Origin of the sequence: Actinoalloteichus caeruleus, assembly GCF_049311605.1 — a bacterium.
In the GTDB taxonomy this organism is placed as follows: Bacteria; Actinomycetota; Actinomycetes; order Mycobacteriales; family Pseudonocardiaceae; genus Actinoalloteichus_B; species Actinoalloteichus_B caeruleus.
In genome coordinates this window covers 245,402-267,106 of sequence record NZ_CP186005.1, presented here as the reverse complement: position 1 = coordinate 267,106, position 21,705 = coordinate 245,402, and the positions used below count along the sequence as shown (strand labels likewise).

The window sequence follows — 21,705 nt, the reverse complement described above, 5'->3', positions numbered from 1 at the left end:
GTTCGGTCCTGACCTCGCCGAGGGTGGCCGGGGCGGATCACCTAGGCGGAGCACTCACCTGTCGGGACCTCGTCGGTCAGACCGGTGGCCGTCCGGACGTCCTCGTCGATCTCGGCGTTGGTGAGCACGTACCCGGTCTCGCTCTGGTCGGCCGCGGCTCCGAACACGACGCCCAGGACCCGTCCGTCCGGGTCGACGAGCGGTCCTCCCGAGTTCCCGCTGCGCACGGCTGACCTGACCGTGTAGATCTCCCGTTCGACCGTGTTCTGGTCGTAGATGTCCGGGCCGGTCAGGGTCATCCGCTGCCGGATCCGGGCTGCGCTCGCCGTGTAGGGGCCGCCCAACGGGTAGCCGAGCACGATCCCCCCGTCGCCGGTCGCCGCGGGGTCCGGGGCGAAGTCGAGTGGTTCGGCGTACAGGTCGGGGACATCGAGCACCGCCACGTCCCGGCTCGGGTCGTACAGGACGACGGTGGCCCGCAGGCTCGCCCGCTCCACCTCCACCGTCACCTGGTCCGCGCCGGCGACCACGTGCGCGTTGGTCATCACGCGGTGCGGTGCGACCACGAACCCGCTGCCGTTGAGCAGGCGCTGGCAGCTCCTCGCCTGGCCGTGCACGCGAACCACGCTCTCCCTGACCCGTCGCACCGTGGCGCTCGCCTGGAGTTCCGGGTCGGGTGGGTCGACCTCCGCCGCCGGGGTTCGGGAGAACGGGTCGAGGACGTGCGGGAACCCGGAGAAGGCGAAGAGCCGTCCGAGTTCGTTGGGGAGCCCCTTCGCCTCGGGTGGCATCACGTCGTCGACGGTCCCGAGCACCCGGGACTCCTTGACCGCGGCCGCCAGCCAGGGCACGGATGCCGCCGAGGTGATCGGGAGGGCGACGAGCCAGGCCACCAGGACGACCATCAGGCCCTGGACGACGCCACCGAGGAAGTTGTCGACGCGGCTCAGCCGGGAGTGCCCCAACCTCCGCTTGATGCTCCTGCCCACGTACACGCCGGCGAGCTGCCCGATGACGACCAGGCTGAACAGGATGCTCAGGGCCACCGCGAGCTGGACGGACGGCCCCTCCAACTGGTCGGCGACCCAGGGCGCCAGCATGAGGCCCCCGACGGCGCCTCCGGCGACACCGAGGCCAGCGCAGATCGCCACCGCCATGCCGTGCCGGACCCCCGAGATGGCGCCGAGCACGACGGCGACCAGGACGGCCGCGTCGACCCAGTTCACTCGCCGACCGTCCCGCCAGCCCCGGCCGGAGCCTCCACCGCCTGCCAGGCATCCGCCAGATCCCGGATGTCAGTGGCGTCCCACGGTTCCGCCCACTCACCGACGGAGAGCAGGCTGGAGATCAGCCCGGCGGTGAACCCCCAGACCAACATCCCCGGCACGGCGAAGGCGGGGCCCACGTATCCCGAGGGGTGCCGGACCTGGAAGCGGTTGCCCGGGTCGGCCAGGTAGCGGACGGGGACCCGGGCGACGGCGGAGGTCTCCGCGAGGTCGACCGGCCGCACCGGCGAGGGCTGCCGCCAGTGCGCGATCACCGGTGTCACCCTGAACTTCGACCGTTGGATGTAGAGCTCCGGCAACAACGCCACCGGACGCACCCCGGCGCGGTGGAGACCGACCTCCTCCTCCGCCTCCCGAATGGCCACCGCCACGGGTCCGTCGTCGCCGTCCTCGGCGACTCCACCGGGGAAACCGACCTGGCCGGGGTGATGGGTCAGTCCGTCAGCCCTGCGCAACAACAGCAGGTCCGGACCCGGGCCCAGCGGGCTGCCGTCCTCCCCGAACAGCACCAGCACCGCGGCGGGTCGGACGCTCTCCGCGACGCCACCACCCGCCGTCGGCGACGGTGACTCCATGTGGTCGCTGGCCGCGACCAGTGGGCCGAGCCAGGGTGGCGTGCTGCGCGGATCGACCAACGCTCCGCCCCGCCCCAGATCGCCGTGAACGCTCGCTCGCTCGGTCATCGGCCTCCCCCCAGATAGCTCCGCACCGCCTGCTCCACCTCGTCGACGCTGGCGAACGCGCGGGGTGGCTCGACCCGGTGGATGTCGCCGGCAGCATCCACCACGAAGCTGGTCGGCATGACGGGGGCCCGGACCAGGCGTCGGAGCTGGTCCCCGTCCTCGTGCACCGTCGGGAAGCCCACCCCGAGTTCGTCGAGCATCCGTCTACCCGCGTCCCGGTCGCTCTGCACCTGCACCCCGAACACGGGGACGGCGTCCTGGCCCGCCGCGTACTCGTCGAGGACCGGTAGCTCGTCCACGCAGGGCCCGCACCAGGTGGCCCAGAGGTTGACCAGCGCGGGTCCCTCCCCCACCACGGCGGCGAGGTCACCCCGCTCACCCCCGTCGTGCGGGGTCACCGGAACCACGTCGAGCGCGTTGAGCGTGGTCGCCACGGCGGGGTCGGTGGCGTCGTCGGAGGCCGTCGGGGGGAGGGTGTCCCCCTCCCTCGGCCAGAGCGCGACGATGCCCGCGACCGCGAGGACCACCACGACGACGGTCCACCTGACGCTGGACCTCACGTCCGTCCCCCCTGGGCCGGCGGCGTGGGTCCAGCGGCACCGGGACCCGACGCGCCGCTGGTTCCCGCCGGCTCGTCGGGAGTGCCCTCGTGTCCCGGGACGCCGGCCAGCCGGAGCAGTCGGGGGGCTTCGGGGCCCCGGACCAGCCGCTCAGCCAGCAGGGGGTCCGTCGGTCCGGCCCCGAACGAGGGGCAGTCCCTGGCCAGGAGGCAGGCTCCGCAGGCGGGCGTCCTGGAGTGGCACACGCGGCGACCGTGGAAGATCACCCGGTGGGACAGCATGGTCCAGTCCCGCCTGGGGATGAGCTCTCCGACCTCGTGTTCGACCTTGACCGGGTCGTTCTGGTTCGTCCAGCCCCACCGGCGGGTGAGCCGGCCGAAGTGGGTGTCGACCGTGATCCCCGGGATCCCGAAGGCGTCCCCGAGGATGACGTTGGCGGTCTTCCGGCCGATGCCGGGCAGTGCGACGAGGTCCGGCAGGGTGCGCGGCACCTCGCCCCCGTGCCGCTCGACCACGGAGGCGCCCAGCCCCATCAACGCCGACGCCTTGTTCCGGAAGAAGCCGGTCGGACGGATCAACTCCTCCAGCTCGGTCCGGTCCGCCGCCGCGTAGTCAGCAGCCGACCGGTAGCGGCGGAAGAGCGCCGGCGTCACCTCGTTGACCCGCCGGTCGGTGCACTGGGCCGACAGGATCGTGGCGACCGCGAGTTCGAGCGGGGTGGTGAAGTCCAGTTCGCAGTGCGCGTCCGGATAGGCCGTCCGCAGGGTGCGGTCCATGCGCCTCGCCCGGCGGACCAGGGCGAGCCGGGTCTCACCGGCACGGCCGGGGGGCGCGGAGGACTTCGCGGGGGACGGCACTCCCACAGGGTACGGGCGGCGGCCGCCGGGGACGGCGGTTCCCCGCCGAGAGGCGGGTCGGTGGTCGGTCGCGTCGGTACCAGCGGCGGCGGCCCGCTCCGCTGATCGGTTCGCGTGCCCACCTCCTCACCCCTAGCCTGGACGAGGAGAGGTCGAGGGTATTCCGAAAGGGCTACCGGGGTCACCCATGACCCCGGGCGCCGCCACCCACCGTGATGCGCCACCATCGGACACATCATGACTGCCTGGTTCGTCATCGCCGTCCCCGTTGTGATCATGCTCTTCGCGCTCTTCATGGAGCGCGTCGAGAAGGGAATCCGCCACGGGGTCGTTCAGGAGAACGACGTCGAGGAGTTGCTGGAGAACGCTCGCCCGGACGAGGTGCGGGCGCTGTTCAAGCAGGGCATCGGGCGGGCGCTCGAACTCTTCCGGCTGCGCCGCTCGGGGCGCGCGGGAAGGCTGCGTCCACGCAGATCACGCCGCCCGTCTTAGACTGCAAGGAGCGATCGGCGGCACCCATCAGGTATTCGTAACGAGGGGTACCCAGTCACGGGCTGCCGCCGCCTCTCAACAGGAGGGATGAGGTGGACGAGACCCTGGCACGCGCTGGGATCTTCCAGGGTGTCGAGCCGGCGGCCATCGAGGCGCTGACTCAGACACTGGAGCCCGTGGACTTCCCACGCGGCCATGTGATCTTCACAGAAGGTGAGCCCGGCGACCGGCTCTACATAATCCAGTCCGGCAAGGTCAAGGTCGGGCGCAAGTCCCCGGACGGCAGGGAGAACCTGCTGGCCATCATGGGGCCGTCCGACATGTTCGGTGAGTTGTCGATCTTCGACCCGGGGCCGAGGACGTCGACGGCGACCACGGTCACCGAGGTCAGAGCGCTCAGCATGGACCGCCCCGCGCTCCGGGAGTGGATCAGCAAGCGTCCGGAGATCGCCGAGCAGCTCCTGCGGGTGCTGGCGAGGCGACTGCGGCGCACGAACAACATGCTGGCCGACCTGATCTTCACCGACGTACCCGGCCGGGTCGCCAAGGCGCTGCTCCAGCTGGCGCAGCGCTTCGGCAGCCAGGAGGCGGGCCTGCTCCGGGTGACGCACGACCTCACCCAGGAGGAGATCGCCCAGCTGGTCGGAGCTTCCCGCGAGACGGTGAACAAGGCCCTGGCCGACTTCGCCCACCGCGGCTGGCTGCGGTTGGAGGGCAAGAGCGTGCTGATCCTGGACCCGGAGCGGCTGGCTCGACGGGCCCGCTGACCCAGGACGCGACCGTCACCCGTGGGACGTGTGGCTCCGCACGTTCCAGGCCCGGGACTCCCAGTGGTGGCGTGCCCCGGCACGCCCATCGGAGGCTCGGCGCCGCCGGTCTGACGCCGGCACCAGATCCGGTTCCTTCGAAACACGCATCGAAGGGTTTCGCCATGACCGTGGGTGCCCAGTACGTGAGAGACGACGGAAGGGTCGGGCGCCGCCCCCGACGCGGCGCTCCGACCCTTCCGTCGTTGGCGTAGCACGTCCCCCGACGGCCACACCTTCCCACCCTCCGGCCACGGCCCCGATCCGCATCTCCGGAGGAGTCAGTTCACGTGACGGGGGGATTTCGCCTCACTCGGCACGGTCACGGCCCCGACCGCTTCCGTCAACATCCCACCGTCACCAACACTGTACTCAGTGTCGCTGCCCTCCACGGATGGCGTCCGTGGAGAACGGAACATCTACGAGGTAGACGGATACGGGGTTCCCCGCGTTGCCTACCCCTCCACGATTCGCTCGGCAGTGTTACCAAGCTGAAACCTAACTCACACTCCCGTAGCCAAGAGTAACGCTGAACTCGCCCGCGCCGATTACCGGCCACGAAGAGAGCAAGCACTTCGATACCAAGAGTGATGACCTGACTGGTGAACCGGGACCACCCGCGTCCGACGAGTGGGCCGTGACGGCTCGACCACACTCAGTCTAGGCCGTCCTGGTGACACAACACACCCGAAAAACGGATTGGTACTCCCGTACCAAAGAGCGCAGACTGGGCCCGTGTCGCACTCGGCCTCCCTCGCGGACTACCGCGCGGCCCTCAGCACCCCCGCGGCCAGATGGCCGGTCATCACCTCACTCGTCGGACGGCTGCCGATCGCCATGATCGGCATGTCCATCCTGTTCTACGTCCGCGACCGGACCGGTTCCTTCGCCATCGCCGGGCTCGTGTCCGCGGCCACCCTGTTCGGCGTCGCGTTCGGCTCGGTGGTCCAGGGCCGGATCGTCGACCGGTTGGGGCCGACCCGGCCCCTGTTGACGATCAGCTCGGTGTTCGTCGTCCTCGTCTGCGGGCAGATCGCCCTGGTCGAGTCCTCGGCGCCGGTGCCGGCCCTGGTGGCGCTGGCCCTGTGCATCGGACTGTCCGAACCCCAGCTCGGAACGGCGTCCCGCGCCCTCTGGCGCAGGCTCCTGCCGCCGGGCCCCGCCCGCACGGCGGCGCTCTCCTACGAGGCCATCAGCGTGGAGGTGTTCTTCATCCTCGGCCCGGGCCTGGCGGGGCTGCTCGCGGCATCACCCTGGCCGGGGACCGGTCTCGTCGTGGGAACGGTGGCGATGGTCGGGGGCAGCACCGGGTTCGCCCTCACCACCACCGTCCGCTCCTGGCGCCCGGAGCCCCGGGCGAAGCGCACCTCGGCCCGGACTGACGGCGGGTCCCGGCTCGCCCACCTGCTGGGAGCCTTCGCCGTCCCGGGCATGCGGACCGTGGCGCTCGCCGTCCTCGGCTTCGGTGTGGTCATCGGGTTCGTCGAGGTCGCCGTCCCAGCCGCCGCCACCGAGGCCGGTCACCCCGCCATCGGCGGGCTCCTGTTGAGCCTCTGGTCCGTCAGCTCCGTGGTCTTCGGCCTCCTGTACGGGCTCCGCCCGTGGCCACGCCCCCTCCACCTCCGCCTGCCGGTGCTCCTCGGCGGGTTCGCCGTGCTGACGACCCTGCTGGCCGTTCCGGTGACGTTGGCGGGGCTGGCCGCCGTGATGTTCGTCGTCGGCGCGCTGGTCACTCCGCAGTCGATGGCCCACTCGCTCGCGGTCGAGGCGGTCGCGCCGTCGGACAAGGCCGCCGAGGCGTTCGGATGGGTGATCACCTCGGTGACCGTCGGCATCGGGCTCGGGCAGTCGATCAGCGGCCAGCTGGTCGAGAACGTGGGCGTGCCCCAGGCCTTCCTCGCGGCGGCCGGTTGCGGAGTCGTGATCGCGGGCCTGGTGTTCCTGTTCCGCGGCACCGTCGCCGCCGAGGAGAGGGAGCCGGACGACGACGGGAGGACGCCCCGCCCCACCGCCGACTCCCACGCGGCCAGCTCGGCCACCTGAACCCACACGGCTACGTGCGCCGGAACTGTCGGAGGAGACCACTAGGTTGCCGGCATGACCGCCCACCTGGATCTCGACGCCACAGTGCCAACCACACCGCTGGCGACTCGCCTGGCCGAGCTGGTCCGGCTCCTGCCCGGGCGCCTGACCGATCCCGTGCTCGGTGGCGTGGTGGTCGTGGCCTCCGCGACCGGGGTACGGGTCGCCTCCTCCGACCACGAGCGCGGGTTCCAGGCGGACCTGGACGGCCTGGTGGGTTCCGAGGGTTCGGTCCTGGTACCCGCCCGTCCCCTGGCCGAGACGTTGCGGTCCCTGGCCGAACCGGAGGTCCGCCTGGTCGTCGAGGGGTCCCGCCTCGCGGTCCGCGCTGGTCGGGCGCGGTTCGCCCTTCCCATGATGGATCTCGCGGCGCACCCGGGGCTGGCGCCCTCACCTCCGCACCGGCTGTCCGTGCCCTCGGCCGCGCTGCGCGGGCCGCTGGCGGTCGTCGCGGCGGCGGCGTCGCGTGACGACGCGCTGCCCGTCTTCACCGGCGTGCGGCTCTCGGTCGAGGACGGCGTCCTCGCGCTGCTCGCCAGCGACCGGTTCCGACTCGCGAAGGCGGAGATCCCCCTCCCCGGCCCGGCGGAGGACGCTGCCGACCTGGACGTCCTGGTCCCCGCCGCCCTCCTGGCGGAGTTGTCCAGGCAGCTCCCCCGGTCGGGCGAGGTCGATCTGCGAGCCGACACCGACCGCTTCGCGCTGTCGTGGGAGGGCACCCTCGTCACCACGGCGCTGCTCGCCACACCGTTCCCCAACTCGGACCGGCTGTTCCCGTCCGATGTCGACTGCGTGCTGCGGGCGGACGCGGACGAGTTGACCGCGGCGGTGCGGCGCGCGGCCACCTTCGGTGGAGGGCGCGGGCTCCTCACCCTCGTCGCCGAGGACGGCGGTGTCCGAGTCCTGGGCAGCGATCCGACCATCGGCGAGTCGGAGGAGACCGTGAAGGCCGACGTGGCCGGCAACCGGATCTCCCGCACCTACCAGGCCCGGCACCTGGTGGACGCGCTGCGCGGCTTCACGGGCCGCGTCGTCGAACTGCGCGTCCCCGCCCACGAACGGCGGGGATCCGTGCTCACGGCGGACCCTGGCGATGACGGTGTGGCGGTGACCCACCTCGTCGCCCCCACCCGACCACCATCCCCCCGGGGCTGAGGACGGCGACCGCGCCGGGGTGGTCAGCCCTCCTCGTCCAGGTACGCGAGCTGCGCCCGGACGGACTGCTCCGCGGCGAACGACAGCGCCGGGTCGAGGTCGGGGTAGACGGCGGCCACCACCTCCACGGGGGTGGCCGTCGCGCCCAGCCGAGCGCGGGCGGCGCGCACCTGGTCCAGCCGACGTTCGCGGTGCGCGAGGTAGTCGCGGGCCGTCGCGGCCGCATCGGGCAACTCCGCACCGTGCCCTGGCAACAGACGGGTTCCGGCGGGGACCCGGGCCAGCCCTCGGAGGGTGGTGAGGTAGTCACGGAGGCTCCCCGTCAGCACCGTCGTCCCCCGCCCCAGCACCGTGTCCCCGGTGAGCACCACCGGACCCGCTCCGCCGTGGACGAGGAAGCACGCCGAGTCGTCGGTGTGGCCCGGGGTGTGGAGCACCTCCAGCCGCAGGCCGGCCACGTCGAGCACCGCGCCGTCGACGAGTGGTTCTCCGGACGACCAGCGCGGGTCGATCGCGGCCGAGGGCGCGCCGACCAGGTCGGCGAACCGGGCCAGCCCCGCGCTGTGGTCGTGGTGCCCGTGGGTGAGCAGGACGAGTTCGACGGGGCCTTCCTCACCGACCCGGCGGAGGTGCTCCTCGTCGTCCGGTCCCGGGTCGACGACGACCCGACCCGTCGCGCCAGGGGCCCGGAGGACCCAGGTGTTGGTGCCCTCCAGGGTCATGGCCGAGGGGTTGTTCGCGAGCCACACCGAGGCCACGTCCGCCACGTCCCGCCGTCTCCCGTACGCCGGGTGCGCGTCGCTCGGGAGGTCACCACCACGCGGTTCGGTCACGACGGCCCCCCATCCGCTCGCTCGTCCCGGACCGTGGGGGCCCGCCCCGCCTCGTGACGGCCCGGCCCCCCTTCGGACGGTTCCGGCACCACCACTCGCAGCCGGCCGCCCTCACGGATGATGCGGGGAACGGTGCGGCCGATCACGCGGGGGGTCCGACGTGCCGAGGACACGCTGTCCTGGTCGGCGAGTTCGGACAGGGTCACCCAGGTAGGGGGGAGCAGGGCGCGGTCGCCCTGACGCCACTCCTCCAACGCGGCCGCCGGGGTCAGCCACCTCGCCTGGACGGCCTCCGAGGTCCTGCCGTCAGCTCGTTGTCCGGGTGGTAGTTCGGCGAGGAAGAACCGGGTGTCGTGGCGACGCGCCTCCACCTCGGGCGTCACCCAGTTCGCCCAGGGAGTGAGGAGGTCGGCGCGCAGCACGAGCTCGTTGGCCGCGAGGAACTCCCCGAGGGAGAGGGCGCCGCTCTCGAGGAGCGGCCTCGCCGACGAGTACCGGCCCGCGTCCCTGACGACATCGCGGTCGTCGGCTCCCGCGAGCAGCACACCGGTTTCCTCGAAGGTCTCGCGGACCGCCGCGCTGACCAGTGCGGCGGCGAGGTCGGGCGCGCAGCCGAAGCGCTCGGCCCACCACTCCGGCGCGGGGCCCGCCCAATGTGCCCGGACCGCGCCCCCGACCCGGTCCCTGCCGTCGACGGATCCGCCGGGGAAGACGGTCATGCCCGGGGCGAAGGCCATGGTGGCTGCCCTGCGCATCAGGAACACCTCGACACCGCCCGCTGGGTGGTCGCGCACGAGCACGACGCTCGCCGAGTCCCTCGGCGTGGCGGGTGGGCGCCCCGGGACGGCGGAGAGCGAGTCGACCAGCTCCGGCGGCAGGTCGAACGGTTCTGGCAGCGGGGGCACGGTGCCACCCTAGGCGCCCGGCCCTCGTGGGGGAACCACGCGAGAATGAGCTGGTGCGTCACGAGGAGGAACGGGTGGAGCCAGCTGTGGACGGACGGCGGGTCCGGGGGTGCCTGGTGCCGCTGTTGACCCTGGTGCTCGGGGTCATCGCCGGGACGGTCGGCACCGGGGTGCTCCTCCTGCTGCTGGCGGTACCCCACGGCGGGCGCGCACCCGCCTCCGACACCGCCCCGCCCGAGGTCGCCGCGGCCACCGGGCGGTCATCACTCGTGGTCGAGCTGCGGGAGCGACCGGCGACCCTGTTCTCGTCCGAGGAAGCGGAGGTGGTGCTCGTGGACCGGCACGACGGGGCGGACACCGTCCTGCGCGCCGTGCCGGTGCCCTCGAGCTCGGTGGCGGCGGGTCCGTGGCGGGTGGCGTGGAACGAGGGCTCGGTGCTCGTCGGCCTCGCCGACGGTGTGGAGATCCGGGTTCCCCTGATCTTGGAGTGATGATCCTTCCGACTGAACCGGGCCTCGGATCAGTCGGATCATGGTTGGCGTCCGGGGTGGAGCGGGAAAGATGGTGTCGTGCCTACTTCTCCAGCCCACGACGACGGACCACTGGACGCCAAGGCCCCGGCCCCAGTGGTGGAGGATCAACTGCGGGTCGGTCTGGTCGGGGCCGGCCGGTGGGCCAGGACGACGCACGCCCCGGGGATCGACGACCACCCGGGGACCCGTCTCGTCGCGGTGTGGTCCCGACGGCCCGACGCCGCCGCCGAGCTGGCCGCGCCGTACTCCGCCGAGGTGATGTCCAGCCCAGAGGAACTCGTGGCCAGCGTCGACGTGGTCGCCTTCGCGGTACCCCCGTCCGTCCAGGCCGGGCTCGCGACCAGTGCCGCGTCGGCCGGCAGGCACGTCATCCTGGAGAAACCGCTCGCCGCCGATCTGGCGTCCGCCTCGCGTCTCGCGGAGGAGGTCCGCCGTCGCGAGGTGTGCTCCCTGGTGATGCTGACCCGCCGGTTCGCCCCGGAGACCCGCGAGTGGCTCGCCGGCCTCCAGGACGGTGGCGGGTGGGCCGGTGGCTCGGTCACCTGGCTGTCCGGCGCGCTCCTGGACGACGGCAACACGGGATCCTCGTGGCGTCACGAGGACGGCGGGCTGCTCGATGTGGGGCCGCACGCCGTGGACCTCGTGGACGCGGCGCTCGGCCCGGTGGTGGAGGTCCTCGCCGCCCACCGCTCCCCCGACGACCTCTGGCAGCTCGTGCTCGGCCACGAGGGCGGCGTGACGAGCACGCTGTCGCTGTCGCTGCGCTTCCCCGCGAGGCCGACCGTCACCGACGTGTCGGTCTTCGGCGGTGGTGGCCTCCGGGCGCTGGGAGCGCCGGAGACCTCCCGGGCGGACTGCTACGCCTCGATGCTCGACGACTTCGTGGCCATGGTGCACAGCGGAGCCCGGGAGCACCCCTGCGACGTGGCCCGAGGACTGCACCTGCAACGCGTGCTCGCCGCCGCCACCTCGCTGGCCGGCTCACCGTCCGGGGTACGGCTCGGCACCCCGGCCTGACGGCCGCTCCGCCGGCTGCTCAGGCGGTCGGCGGGAACGGTGGATGCCCGTTGGTGTAGGGCCGTTGTGGCCCAGAGGTGGGGTGGCCACCAGCACTGGCGGAAAGGCGGCTGATGGGCCCGGTCTGTTCGACGTTGCTCGGCGCGGACACCGCGCGCCTGGGCGCGGGGGTTCGCGCGGCCTCCGAACTCGGCTGGCCCGTCGCCGTGCCCTCGTGGTCCCGTTCGGCCAGTTCCTCGTGCAGCTGCCGGAGGAGGTCCCGTTCCCTGCCGTTCAGCTTGCCCTCGTCCCCCGGAGGCCGTTCCGGGCCCGGCACCGCCCGGTCGGCGGTCGGCGCACCGGCGGCGGCGCGGGGCTGGCCGCTGGACACGGGAGTCGCGGCCTGCGCCTGCCCGTGGTCGGGGGCTGGGTCGGTATCGGGGCGGACCGGGCCGACGTCCTCCGGCCGGGGCGCGGGCCGGCTCGCCCGCTCGGGGCGGCGAGCGGGCTGCTCCGGGGCCGGCGTCCTCTCGTTCGCGGCCGTGGAGCCCTCCTGGTCGGTGGCCTCGTCCCCGGGGCGACCTCCCCGGCCCCTGGACGGCGTTCGCCCGGAGCCGTCCCTGGCCGGTCGGAGCACCCGGACGTTCTCGGCGAGCCTCGGGGCGGCCCGTTCCGGGGTGTCCGCCTCTCCCGGAACGTCCTCGTCGGACAGTTCCGGTGTCGCCTCGGGGACCGTGGTGGCCGGGTAGCGACGCCCTCGGGGTGGGCGGGGCGGGCGACGGTCCTCCGCGACCACCTCGCCCACGGGCTCGGTGACCTGCTGGTCCGCGCCGGACGGCGCGGTGTCCGGGCCGCGTCGCGGAGACCGGGGCGCGGAAGGGGCCGCCTCCGGCCGTGGTGGCTCACCCGCGACGCCCTGGTCGTCCTTCCGGCCAGCAGGAGCCGCCTCCTCGGAGTCCGGTCGCCGTCGACGACCGGCGTGCGCCTCGGCGGGGGCCGGCTCCTCGTCGGTGGTGGTGCGGGTGCCGCCGGCCTCGCGCTCCGCCGGGGGCCGCTCGCGGTCGGGGCCCGGCCCCGCGCCCCGCTCGGGTTCGCGCCCACCGTCGGGGCCGGGACGCGCGTGACCGTTCAGGTCGACGAGGACCCCGGCGTCCGAGGCGGCCCGCTGGTACTCGGGGACCGGCCTTCCTGGTAACAGGACCTCGACGGTCGCGGGCAGGTCCGCCGCGTCGAGTGCCCGCGCGACCTGGAACGCGGTGGCGGGGGCGACGGCCGCGTCGGTGGACTCGACGACCACGACCCGTTGCGGAGTACCCATCGGCGCGGCCCCGGCCGGTGTGACCCGCCAGGCGCACCGCAGGGAACTCACCGCCGACAACCGACGGCCGAGGCCGGCGACGGCCTGCCCGACCCCGCGTTCCGGGGCGTTGTCCTGGACGAACCGGTGGGCACCGACCCCTTCGTCGCCCAGCTCCCGCACCCTGTCGGCCAGCGCGGCGTCCGACCGCACCTCGACCAGCAGGTCCGCCAGCTCGGCCCTGGTCGCGGCTGGCAGTGCGACGTCACCGGCGACCAGGGCGCCGACGACCAGTTCCGCGGCCTGGTCCGGTTCGGCGAGCGCCAGGAACTCCCTTGCGTCCGTCAGCGACTCGTCGTCGATCCTCCCCGCGAGCCCCAGCAGCAGGTCGTGCAGTCGAGTCGGGACGCGACGGTCCTGGTCGTCGCCGTTCCGCGTGGCCTCCGCCATGCCGTTCTCTCCTTCCGACCCGCCGCCGGCGGACGGGCGTCAAGCAAGCTCAGACGTGGGCTAACTGCCCGTGGTTCAGGCCGGTGACCACCGGTTCTGACCCGACCCAGGCGGCCCGGTGGTAGGCGGTCAGGGTCATCGACGGAGGGACGACCTCGACACGCGGTTCGCGTTCGCCGAGTGCCCGCAACACGCGCTGCAACTCGGCGGTCAGGCCGATCCGTCCGGTCTCGGCGCTCACGAGGAGCACTCGCCGGGGTGGGCCGCCCGTGACGGGTGCCCGCCAGGCGAACCGGACCTCGCGGACGCCGGGGCGGCCGCGGAGCATGGCTCCGAGAACCACCGGCGTCGAGTCCGCTCCGTGGGGGACCTCCACCGGCACGTCGCTGACGGCCGCCGGGGAGACCCCGAAGACGTGCGCGGGTTCTGGCTCCTCGGCGAGGGCCGGGATGGCGGCCACGAGCACGGGGTCGGCACCGGCGGGCAGGAAACCCTCGGCGAGGAGCTCGTGCTCGTGGTCGGTCAGTCCCAGCCTGCCGTGCGCCAGCGCGCGGGGCAGCGTCCTGGCGAGTACCGCGTCGGCGTCACCGGCCAGCCAGTCGCGGAACCGCCAGAGCTGTCGGTCGGGCAGTCGCCCGGCCAACCTGAGCAGCAGTTCGTGGCGGAGATCCCGCATGTCGCGCCCCATCGTGCAACCCCGTTCAGTCGACCTCGACGATGATCTCGACCTCGACCGGGGCGCCCAGCGGCAGCTCGGACACCCCGACGGCCGACCTGGCGTGCTGGCCGGCCTCGCCGAAGATCTCGCCGAACAGCTCGGAGGCACCGTTGATCACGGCGGGCTGGCCGGTGAACCCGTCAGCGGAGGCGACGAAGCCGACGACCTTGACGATCCGGACCACCGAGTCCAGCCCGACGAGGGCGTCGACCGCCGCGAGGGCGTTGAGGGCGCAGGTTCTGGCGTGCTGCTTGGCTTCCTCCGGGCTGACGTCGCCCCCGACCTTCCCGGTGGCGGCGAGCGCCCCGTCGACGATCGGTACCTGACCGGAGGTGTAGACGAGGGAGCCGGTGCGGATCGCTGGCACGTAGGCGGCCACCGGCGCGGCGACCGCGGGCAGCGACACCCCGATCTCTTGGATTCGCTGGGTCCAGGAAGGCCTCATGTCCTCACTCATCTCTCCGCGCTCAGCCCTTGGGACGCTTGAGGTAGGCGACCAGCTGCTCACCGGTCGGCCCCGGCAGCACCGTGACCAACTCCCAACCGTCCTCGCCCCACTGGTCGAGGATCTGCTTGGTGGCATGGATCAACAACGGCACCGTGGCGTACTCCCACTTGGTCATGTGTCGGAGGGTAGTCGTAACGGAAGGGCCACCGTCCGCGTCCCACGGATGGGGACTCCCCGACCACCGTTCGGCGGGACCGAGTGATGGGATCGAGTCGGTAATGTGGCTGGGTGGAGATCTGGCGGATGGCGGCCACCGCCCTGCTGGTGCTGTTCGGCGGCATCCTGGTGCTCGTGGTGATGGCGCAGGCCAGGGACCGCAAGGGACGGTCGCGCGGGGACGTGGTCCGCAACGGCGCCATCGCCTCGGCGGTGCTGGTGGTGGCGATCCTCTGCGTGGCGTTGTGGCTTCCCTCGACCGTGGCCTGGGGGCTGGTGGCGGCCGCGGGCATCGCCGTGGCCGTGCTGACGATGGTGGACTGACCCGTGTCCCGGCTCGCCCGGTACCCGGGTGGGAGGAGTGGTGGCACTGCACGGGAGCCGGACCGTGTCGTGGCGTTTAGGCTGACCGTGTGAGGGCCTCAAGCTCCGGATGGACCGAGCAGCTCGCGCGGGTCCGGCTGCACGTGGTCACGGGTAAGGGTGGCACCGGGAAGTCGACGGTCGCCGCCGCGGTGGCGCTCGCGCTGGCCAACGGGGGCCGTCGGGTACTGCTCGTGGAGGTCGAGGGGCGGCAGGGGATCGCCCAGCTCTTCGACACCGCGCCGCTCCCCTACTCCGAGGAGCGGCTCGCGCTCGCACCGGGCGGTGGTGAGGTCCGCGCGTTGGCCGTGGACGCCGAGGCCGCGCTGCTGGAGTACCTCGACATGTTCTACAACCTCGGCTTCGCCGGGCGGACGCTGCGCCGGATGGGAGCGATCGAGTTCGCCACCACCCTCGCTCCCGGTCTGCGGGACGTGCTGCTGACAGGCAAGATCAAGGAGTGCGTCGGCCGCACCGACCAGCGGGGACGGCACGTCTACGACGCGGTCGTGGTGGACGCGCCACCCACCGGCCGCATCGTGCGGTTCCTCGACGTCACGCGGGCGATGGTCGACCTCGCGAAGGTCGGTCCGATCCGGGCCCAGAGCGAGGGGGTGGTGCGGCTCCTGCACTCGGGCGACACCGCAGTGCACCTGGTGACCACCTTGGAGGAGCTGCCGGCGCAGGAGGCGGTCGAGGCCGTGGAGGAACTGGATGCCGCCGACCTGCGCCCCGGCGCCGTCGTGGTGAACCGGATCAGCCCGAACCGGCTGCCGGCCCGGTCGGTGGCCGCGGCGGCGGACGGCCGTCTCGACGAGGCCCGCGTTCGGGCCGGGCTGGAGTCGGCCGGTCTCGCCCTCACCGACGACCAGTTGGACGGGCTCGTCGGTGAGACGGTGGAGCACGCCCTGCGGGTGCGGTCCGAACAGGAGGCGTGGCGGCACCTCCGCCAGCTCGACCTGCCGTTGCTGGAACTGCCGGAGCTGACCGAGGGCGTCGACCTCGCCTCGCTGTACGAGCTCGCCGAGACCATGCGCGACCAGGGCCTGCGATGACGGCACCGGGACCAGCGGCCGGGAGCCGTCGTCGGCCGGCCGCGCTCGACGTCGACGGGTTGTTGGCCAGCCCGAGGACCGAGATCGTGGTGTGCTGCGGTTCGGGTGGCGTCGGCAAGACGACGACCGCGGCCGCGCTCGGGTTGCGTGCCGCGCGCCTCGGCAGGAGGACGGTCGTGCTGACGATCGACCCGGCCCGACGCCTGGCACAGGCGCTGGGGCTCCGGGAGCTGGGCAACCAGCCTCGTCGGGTCGAGTTCGCCGAGGAGGAACCGGCCGGCGAGCTGCACGCGATGATGCTCGACATGCGCCGGACCTTCGACGACATGGTGTTGGCCCACGCGGGGGACGAACGCGCCGAGCAGATCCTGGCCAACCCCTTCTACCAGACCATCTCCTCGTCCTTCTCCGGCACGCAGGAGTACATGGCGATGGAGAAGCTCGGGCAGCTGGCCGAGGAGGGGGACTGGGACCTGATCGTGGTGGACACTCCGCCGAGCAGGTCCGCACTGGACTTCCTCGATGCGCCGCAGCGGTTGTCGACGGTCCTCGACGGCACGTTGATCCGGTTGCTGGCCGGCCCGGCCAGGGCTGGCGGGCGGGGCATCCGGCGGGTCGTCGGCGCGGGGTTCGGCCTGTTCAGCAAGGCGGTCTCGACGATCGTCGGTGGCCAGTTGCTCGCGGACGCCTCCGCGTTCGTGCAGGCCTTCGACAGCATGTTCGGGGGTTTCCGCGAGCGGGCGGAGCACACCTACCGGATGCTGCGCTCCCCGGGCACGGCGTTCCTGGTGGTGGCCGCCCCGGAACCGGATGCCCTGCGGGAGGCCTCCTACTTCGTCGACCGGCTCGCCACCGAGCGGATGCCGTTGGCGGGTCTCGTCGCCAACCGCACCCACCCGGTGCTCACCGACCTGCCGGCCGCCAGCGCCCTCGCGGCGGCGGACCAGCTCGGTGGAGGTGCCCCGCTCGCCGCCGCCGTGCTCCGCCTGCACGCCGACCGGGTGTCGGTCGCGGACCGCGAACTCCGGTTGCTGTCACGCTTCACCAGGGCTCATCCGGGAGTGCCGATCATCGGTGTCCCAGCACTCGCGAAAGATGTTCACGATATGCGGGGTCTCCGTGAGATCGGCGAACGACTCGCGAGTAGGCCCGACGCCGGTTAGCCCCACGCGCTCCCGCGCTAATGGCGAAAGCGATCGGGAATCGCCGGGAATTTGGCCGGACGGCCGGCCAATGGGCGGACAACTGGTTGATCACGCAATTCGGCGGGGCCGCCGGGCCGACGCCCTCGTCGCGCCGGCCCGGCGTCACCGTGTCCCGTCAGGACACCTGGTACTCGATGTCGGTGTGGCGGCGGCGCGCGGCCTCCAACAGCTCGCGCCAGGACTCGACGTCCGGCCTGCGACGGAGCAGCGCGCGCCGCTCCCGCTCGGTCATCCCGCCCCAGACACCGAACTCGATGCGGTTGTCCAGCGCCTCGGCCAGACACTCGGTACGAACCGGACAGCCAATGCAGACCACCTTGGCCTTGCGCTGTTCCGCTCCTCGGACGAACAACTGCTCAGGGTCCTCGTCACGGCAGGCCGCTCGAACCCGCCAATCCCCCTGGATGAACATCATGTCCCCCAGCTCCTTGTGTCTTCCGACTCACCAGGTGCCCCCCCGGCACCCGCGGTCAGTGACATTCCGTTCCGATGGAACGCCCTGTCTTACCTTGTCGTGAGACCTTGACGGACTGTAGAGCAGATTGGTTCCATCAATTTCACCGGGTATGACAAACATTACGGTCTGTCACCCGTTTCGCAACCCTTAGTCATCATTTCGAGTGGTGCTACCTCACTTCGTCGTTATACGGGCGCCACCCCGGACGTACGCTGAGCGGGTGCGGTTTCGGGCTGGCGTACTCAAGCTCTTCGGACTCTGCGTGCTCGCGGGGGTACTGGCCGCCGGGGTGTTGTTCCCCGCCGTCGGCGGTCTCGGCGTGGCGTCCAACCAGGCGAGTGACACTGTGGACAGCCTCTCGGCCGACCTCGTGACCACGGACCCTCCCCTGGTCAGCACGATCACCGACTCCGAGGGCGACCCCATCGCCTACCTGTTCGACCAGTACCGGGTGCTGGTGGAGCCGCACGAGATCGCCGACAGCATGAAGGCGGCCATCATCGCGGTGGAGGACCAGCGCTTCTACCAGCACGAGGGCGTCGACTGGCGGGGCACGTTCCGCGCGGCGGTGACGAACCAGATGTCCGGCAGCATCGCGCAGGGCGGTTCCACCCTCACCCAGCAGTACGTCAAGAACTACCTGGTGCACGTGGTCGCCGCCGACAGCCCCGCGGAACAGGCCAAGGCGATCGAGCAGACCCCCGCCAGGAAGCTGCGCGAGATCCGGATCGCCCTCCAACTGGAGCAGAACCTCGACAAGGAGGAGATCCTCGCCGGCTACCTGAACATCGTGCCCTTCGGCAACCAGACCTACGGCGTCGGCGCCGCCGCGCGCACCTACTTCAACACGACGGCGGACCAGTTGACCGTTCCGCAGGCCGCCCTGCTCGCGGGGATCGTCAACAGCCCCGGCTCGTTGAACCCCGAACGCAACCCGGAGGAGGCGAAGCGGCGGCGCAACATCGTCATCGGGTTGATGGCGGAGCAGGGGCACATCTCCGAGGAGGCCGCCGAGGAGGCGAAACGGGAACCCCTCGGGCTCGCGCAGCCGTTGGGGCGCCCCCCGAACGACTGCGTGGGCGCCGGGCCGAGCGACGGCTTCTTCTGCGAGTACGTCATCGACTACCTCGCGAGCGCCGGCTTCTCCAAGGACCAGCTCAAGCGCGGCGGCTACACGATCCGGACCACGCTGGACCACTCGATCACCGAGATGGCGAAGCGCGCGGCCGAGGACCAGGTGCCCAAGACGACCGAGGGCATCGCGAACGCGATGGCGGTCGTGGAGCCTGGGCACGACGGCCACAAGGTCCGTGCGCTGGTGGCCAACCGGGACTACGGGCTGGACCCCGAGGCCGGTCAGACGATGTACCCGCTGCCCAGCGGCATGACGATGTTCGGTGCGGGGTCGATCTACAAGACCTTCACGGCGGCGGCCGCCCTCGAGGCGGGCATGGGCATCCAGAACGAGGTCGACGTGCCCACCACCCACGTGTCCTCGGTGTACTTCAACAACGGGGCGCCCTACCAGGTCAGCAACGACAACGACGGGTACCCGGCCCGGATGACCCTCCAGGACGCCCTGGCGAAGTCCCCCAACACCTCCTTCGTGGCGTTGCAGGAGCGGGTTGGGCTCGACGCGGTGGTGGACATGGCGGAGCGCCTCGGCCTCCGGCAGGGCATGACCGGCATCAACCACCAGGGCGGCCAGATCGACCCCACCGCCGAGCGCGAGGAGCAGCGACTCCCGCAGGCGGAGTTCCTCAAGGGACGGGGCATCGGTGCCTTCACCCTCGGCTTCACCCCGACGAGCGTGCTGGAGCTGTCCAACGTCGCCGCGACGATCGCCAGCAACGGGGTGTGGTGCCCGCCCTCCCCGATCGAGGAGGTCCTCGACCGGCACGGCAACCCGGTGGCGATCACCGAGGCCGACTGCGAGCAGGCGGTCGAGAAGGAGGTCGCGGACGCGCTCTTCGTGGGGATGAGCAAGGACGACACGGAGGGCACCGCGCGGGCCGCAGCCCAGCAGGTGAGCTGGGACAGGCCGATGCTCGGCAAGACCGGCACCACCCAGAACCACATGTCCGCCGGGTTCATCGGCGCGACCCCGCAGATGGCCGGCGCGGTGCTCACCTTCAGCGACGGGACCTCGGTGCAGGGGATCTGCGACGGCGACCCGCCGATGCTGTGCGGGGACAACGGCAACATCTACGGAGGGCGCATCCCCGCCCGAACGTGGTTCGCGACGATGACCGGGGTGCACGAGGGCCTGCCGGTGGCTCCGCTGCCCGCGCTGGACCCCAAGTTCGAGTTCGGCGGTGAGGACCACCAGGTTCCCAACGTGGTCGGGATGGGCGCCGCCCAGGCCCGCACGGTCCTCCAGGAGGCCGGTTACCAGGTGTCCGAGGCGCAGACCAACAGCAGCGAGCCGCGCGGCACCGTGGTGACCCAGTCCCCCCGGGGCTTCGCCCTCCCCGGGGACACGATCACGATCTCGGTCAGCACCGGGTACGTGCCGCCGGCGGAGACCGAGCAACCCGGTCCGACGGATCAGCCGCCCGGCGAGGGCGGCACCCCGGCTCCCCCGCCCGAGGAGGGTGGGCCCAGCGTGCCGCCGGTCCCTCCGCCCGCACCCGAGCCAACCCAGCCCGAGCTACCGGAACCCCCGGACGACGGCGGTGACCAACCGCCCACCGATCCACCGGTGGGCGAGGGCAACTGACTCCGTTACCCGCGGGCCGGCCTCCTGCTCAAGCCTGGAGGCCGGCCCGCACGAGTTCCACCACCCGGCTCCCGTCGGCGCGGCCGGCCACCCTGGCGGTGGCCGCCTTCATCACCTGTCCCAGGTCGGCCGGGCCCGGTCGCCGGCCCAACCGCGCTCCGACCTCCTCGATGGCGGCGCCGACGAGCTCGGTGAGCTCGTCCTCCCCCAACTGACGGGGGAGGTAGGCGCGGAGGATGTCCGCCTCGGCCCGCTCCGCCTCGGCCGTGTCCGCCCGACCGGCCGACCCGAAGGCCTCGGCCGCCTCGTCCCGCTTCCTGGCCTCCTTGGCGACGGTCTGGGTCACCTCCGCCTCGGTCAGCGGGCGGCCCGTCCGCCCTTCGGCGTTGCCGATGGCACCCAGCACCGTGCGGAGGGTTCCGACCACGCGGGTGTCCCTGCTCTTCATCGCCGCCACCAGATCGGCGCGCAGCCGTTCCTCGAGATCGCTCACGCTCGGAACGTACGCCGTGGCCGGCTGGCTCGGGTGATCGCGGTGGTCGGAGCGGCCCGGTCCGTCCCGCACCCATCGCCGGTCGGGCGGATCAGACCCGAGGCCGTAAGCTGAATCGGGTGAACACTCTCGGGCGCACCTTGATCGGAACCGCCGCCCTCGGGGTCGCGGCCGTCGGCTATGCCGCCGGGATCGAACGACGGCACTGGACGCTTCGGAACGTCACGCTGCCCGTGCTCGCGCCCGGAAGCCGGCCGATCCGTGTCCTCCACGTCTCCGACCTGCACATGACGCCGAACCAGCGCTCCAAGCAGGAATGGGTGGCCGCGTTGGACGCGCTCGAACCGGACCTGGTGGTGAACACCGGGGACAACCTCGCGCACCACCAGGCTGTTCCCGCCGCACTGCGGGCACTGGGCCCCCTGCTCGATCGACCCGGGGTCTTCGTCTTCGGCAGCAACGACTACTACGCGCCCAAACCCAAGAACCCGGCGCGGTACCTGCTGCCGGTCCGCCGGACCAAGCGTATCCACGGCGTGCCGCTGCCCTGGCGGGATCTGCGGGCGGCGTTGACCGAGCGAGGTTGGCTCGACCTGACCCACCAGCGGCGGAGCTTCCGGGTGGGGGGCCAGCTGGTCGTGGCCGCCGGCGTCGACGACCCCCACCTCCGCCGGGACCGCTACGACGACATCGAGGGCCGCCCGGACCCCCGGGCCAGGTTGTCCCTGGGTGTGACGCACTCCCCGGAACCGCGGGTCCTGGACCGCTTCGCCGACGACGGTTACGACCTGGTGCTCGCCGGCCACACCCACGGTGGCCAGTTGCGGGTCCCCTTCTACGGTGCCCTGGTGACCAACTGCGAACTGGACCGTTCGCGGGCACGCGGGGCCTCGCGGTGGGGAGCGCACACCTGGCTCCACGTCTCCGCGGGCCTCGGGACGTCGCCCTACGCGCCGGTCCGCTTTGCCTGCCCGCCGGAGGCCAGCCTGTTGACCCTGGTGCCACGACCTCGCGAGGCTGGTTCCGGGCCGGTGCCGGCGAAACCGACGGCCGGTTTCCGGGCGGGTGGGGGCATGGGCTAGACTCTGTTCCGTCA

At 72.3% G+C, this 21,705-nt stretch carries 23 protein-coding genes; 11 read left to right on the top strand and 12 right to left on the bottom strand.

Annotated features, from left to right (window positions below; genetic code table 11):
- Window positions 1-41 precede the first annotated feature (41 nt).
- From ACOJVX_RS01260 to nth, 4 genes are read right to left on the bottom strand one after another with little or no spacing between them, the layout of a single operon-like run.
- Window positions 42-1,226 (bottom strand): MarP family serine protease, encoded by a 1,185-nt coding sequence (locus ACOJVX_RS01260; protein WP_026417651.1) that lies wholly within the window; start codon window positions 1,224-1,226, stop codon window positions 42-44.
- On the bottom strand, window positions 1,223-1,969 hold the full coding sequence (locus ACOJVX_RS01255) for an NUDIX hydrolase (RefSeq protein ID WP_422647178.1): 747 nt from the start codon (window positions 1,967-1,969) through the stop codon (window positions 1,223-1,225). Before ACOJVX_RS01255 ends, ACOJVX_RS01260 begins: the two co-directional genes overlap by 4 nt.
- Complete coding sequence (locus tag ACOJVX_RS01250; RefSeq protein ID WP_026417653.1) at window positions 1,966-2,529, bottom strand: TlpA family protein disulfide reductase; 564 nt, start codon at window positions 2,527-2,529, stop codon at window positions 1,966-1,968. The genes ACOJVX_RS01255 and ACOJVX_RS01250 overlap by 4 nt, the downstream gene beginning before the upstream one ends.
- A complete protein-coding gene (gene nth, locus ACOJVX_RS01245) occupies window positions 2,526-3,305 on the bottom strand; it encodes an endonuclease III (protein ID WP_245588722.1) in 780 nt (259 codons plus the stop codon). Before nth ends, ACOJVX_RS01250 begins: the two co-directional genes overlap by 4 nt.
- A 318-nt stretch (window positions 3,306-3,623) precedes the next feature.
- On the opposite strand from nth, the gene ACOJVX_RS01240 reads away from it, so the two are divergent.
- From ACOJVX_RS01240 to dnaN, 4 genes are all read left to right on the top strand, one after another.
- Entirely contained in the window at window positions 3,624-3,878 is a 255-nt protein-coding gene (locus ACOJVX_RS01240) for a hypothetical protein (RefSeq protein ID WP_026417654.1), read from the top strand.
- Between the two features lie 92 nt (window positions 3,879-3,970).
- A complete protein-coding gene (locus tag ACOJVX_RS01235; RefSeq protein ID WP_016700099.1) occupies window positions 3,971-4,645 on the top strand; it encodes a Crp/Fnr family transcriptional regulator in 675 nt (224 codons plus the stop codon).
- A gap of 774 nt (window positions 4,646-5,419) precedes the next feature.
- Window positions 5,420-6,727 (top strand): MFS transporter, encoded by a 1,308-nt coding sequence (locus ACOJVX_RS01230; RefSeq protein WP_422647177.1) that lies wholly within the window; start codon window positions 5,420-5,422, stop codon window positions 6,725-6,727.
- 54 nt (window positions 6,728-6,781) lie between these two features.
- A complete protein-coding gene (gene dnaN / locus ACOJVX_RS01225; protein ID WP_418154560.1) occupies window positions 6,782-7,921 on the top strand; it encodes a DNA polymerase III subunit beta in 1,140 nt (379 codons plus the stop codon).
- A gap of 23 nt (window positions 7,922-7,944) precedes the next feature.
- On the opposite strand, the gene ACOJVX_RS01220 is transcribed toward dnaN, so the two are convergent.
- Both ACOJVX_RS01220 and ACOJVX_RS01215 read right to left on the bottom strand, forming a co-directional pair.
- Window positions 7,945-8,754: an MBL fold metallo-hydrolase gene (locus tag ACOJVX_RS01220; protein ID WP_026417656.1), complete on the bottom strand. Its 810-nt coding sequence runs from the start codon at window positions 8,752-8,754 to the stop codon at window positions 7,945-7,947.
- Window positions 8,751-9,659 carry an NUDIX hydrolase gene (locus ACOJVX_RS01215; protein WP_026417657.1) on the bottom strand — a complete coding sequence of 303 codons (909 nt, stop codon included), beginning with the start codon at window positions 9,657-9,659 and terminating at the stop codon, window positions 8,751-8,753. Before ACOJVX_RS01215 ends, ACOJVX_RS01220 begins: the two co-directional genes overlap by 4 nt.
- Window positions 9,660-9,712: 53 nt before the next feature.
- Here ACOJVX_RS01215 and ACOJVX_RS01210 point away from each other — a divergent pair, with 53 nt between their 5' ends.
- Entirely contained in the window at window positions 9,713-10,150 is a 438-nt protein-coding gene (locus ACOJVX_RS01210) for a hypothetical protein (protein ID WP_418154562.1), read from the top strand.
- A 135-nt stretch (window positions 10,151-10,285) separates the two neighbouring features.
- Window positions 10,286-11,209, top strand: a complete 924-nt coding sequence (locus ACOJVX_RS01205) for a Gfo/Idh/MocA family protein (RefSeq protein WP_026417659.1) — start codon at window positions 10,286-10,288, stop codon at window positions 11,207-11,209.
- Between the two features lie 19 nt (window positions 11,210-11,228).
- Here the strand turns inward: ACOJVX_RS01205 and ACOJVX_RS01200 are convergent, their stop codons facing one another.
- From ACOJVX_RS01200 to ACOJVX_RS01185, 4 genes are read right to left on the bottom strand one after another with little or no spacing between them, the layout of a single operon-like run.
- On the bottom strand, window positions 11,229-12,935 hold the full coding sequence (locus ACOJVX_RS01200) for a hypothetical protein (protein ID WP_422647176.1): 1,707 nt from the start codon (window positions 12,933-12,935) through the stop codon (window positions 11,229-11,231).
- 49 nt (window positions 12,936-12,984) lie between these two features.
- Window positions 12,985-13,623 carry a hypothetical protein gene (locus ACOJVX_RS01195; RefSeq protein ID WP_026417660.1) on the bottom strand — a complete coding sequence of 213 codons (639 nt, stop codon included), beginning with the start codon at window positions 13,621-13,623 and terminating at the stop codon, window positions 12,985-12,987.
- Window positions 13,624-13,636: 13 nt separating this feature from the next.
- A complete protein-coding gene (locus ACOJVX_RS01190; RefSeq protein ID WP_245588699.1) occupies window positions 13,637-14,110 on the bottom strand; it encodes a RidA family protein in 474 nt (157 codons plus the stop codon).
- Between the two features lie 10 nt (window positions 14,111-14,120).
- Entirely contained in the window at window positions 14,121-14,276 is a 156-nt protein-coding gene (locus tag ACOJVX_RS01185) for a DUF4177 domain-containing protein (protein ID WP_016696652.1), read from the bottom strand.
- Window positions 14,277-14,389: 113 nt separating this feature from the next.
- On the opposite strand from ACOJVX_RS01185, the gene ACOJVX_RS01180 reads away from it, so the two are divergent.
- The 3 genes from ACOJVX_RS01180 to ACOJVX_RS01170 all read left to right on the top strand — a co-directional run bounded on the left by ACOJVX_RS01180 (window position 14,390) and on the right by ACOJVX_RS01170 (window position 16,898).
- The gene (locus ACOJVX_RS01180; RefSeq protein WP_026417662.1) at window positions 14,390-14,641 is read left to right on the top strand and encodes a hypothetical protein; all 252 of its coding nucleotides are present in this window, start codon (window positions 14,390-14,392) and stop codon (window positions 14,639-14,641) included.
- Window positions 14,642-14,730: 89 nt separating this feature from the next.
- Window positions 14,731-15,735 (top strand): ArsA-related P-loop ATPase, encoded by a 1,005-nt coding sequence (locus ACOJVX_RS01175; protein ID WP_030104649.1) that lies wholly within the window; start codon window positions 14,731-14,733, stop codon window positions 15,733-15,735.
- Window positions 15,732-16,898, top strand: coding sequence for an ArsA family ATPase (locus ACOJVX_RS01170; RefSeq protein WP_422647175.1), 1,167 nt, complete (start codon window positions 15,732-15,734; stop codon window positions 16,896-16,898). Before ACOJVX_RS01175 ends, ACOJVX_RS01170 begins: the two co-directional genes overlap by 4 nt.
- Window positions 16,899-17,055: 157 nt before the next feature.
- On the opposite strand, the gene ACOJVX_RS01165 is transcribed toward ACOJVX_RS01170, so the two are convergent.
- A complete protein-coding gene (locus tag ACOJVX_RS01165; RefSeq protein ID WP_016701412.1) occupies window positions 17,056-17,355 on the bottom strand; it encodes a WhiB family transcriptional regulator in 300 nt (99 codons plus the stop codon).
- Window positions 17,356-17,617: 262 nt separating this feature from the next.
- Here ACOJVX_RS01165 and ACOJVX_RS01160 point away from each other — a divergent pair, with 262 nt between their 5' ends.
- The gene (locus tag ACOJVX_RS01160) at window positions 17,618-20,116 is read left to right on the top strand and encodes a penicillin-binding protein (protein WP_418154566.1); all 2,499 of its coding nucleotides are present in this window, start codon (window positions 17,618-17,620) and stop codon (window positions 20,114-20,116) included.
- A gap of 28 nt (window positions 20,117-20,144) precedes the next feature.
- On the opposite strand, the gene ACOJVX_RS01155 is transcribed toward ACOJVX_RS01160, so the two are convergent.
- Window positions 20,145-20,609: a GatB/YqeY domain-containing protein gene (locus tag ACOJVX_RS01155; RefSeq protein ID WP_026417665.1), complete on the bottom strand. Its 465-nt coding sequence runs from the start codon at window positions 20,607-20,609 to the stop codon at window positions 20,145-20,147.
- A gap of 119 nt (window positions 20,610-20,728) precedes the next feature.
- Between ACOJVX_RS01155 and ACOJVX_RS01150 the strand changes: the two genes are divergently transcribed.
- Window positions 20,729-21,691, top strand: coding sequence for a metallophosphoesterase (locus ACOJVX_RS01150; RefSeq protein ID WP_030226139.1), 963 nt, complete (start codon window positions 20,729-20,731; stop codon window positions 21,689-21,691).
- The last annotated feature ends 14 nt before the right edge of the window (window positions 21,692-21,705 follow it).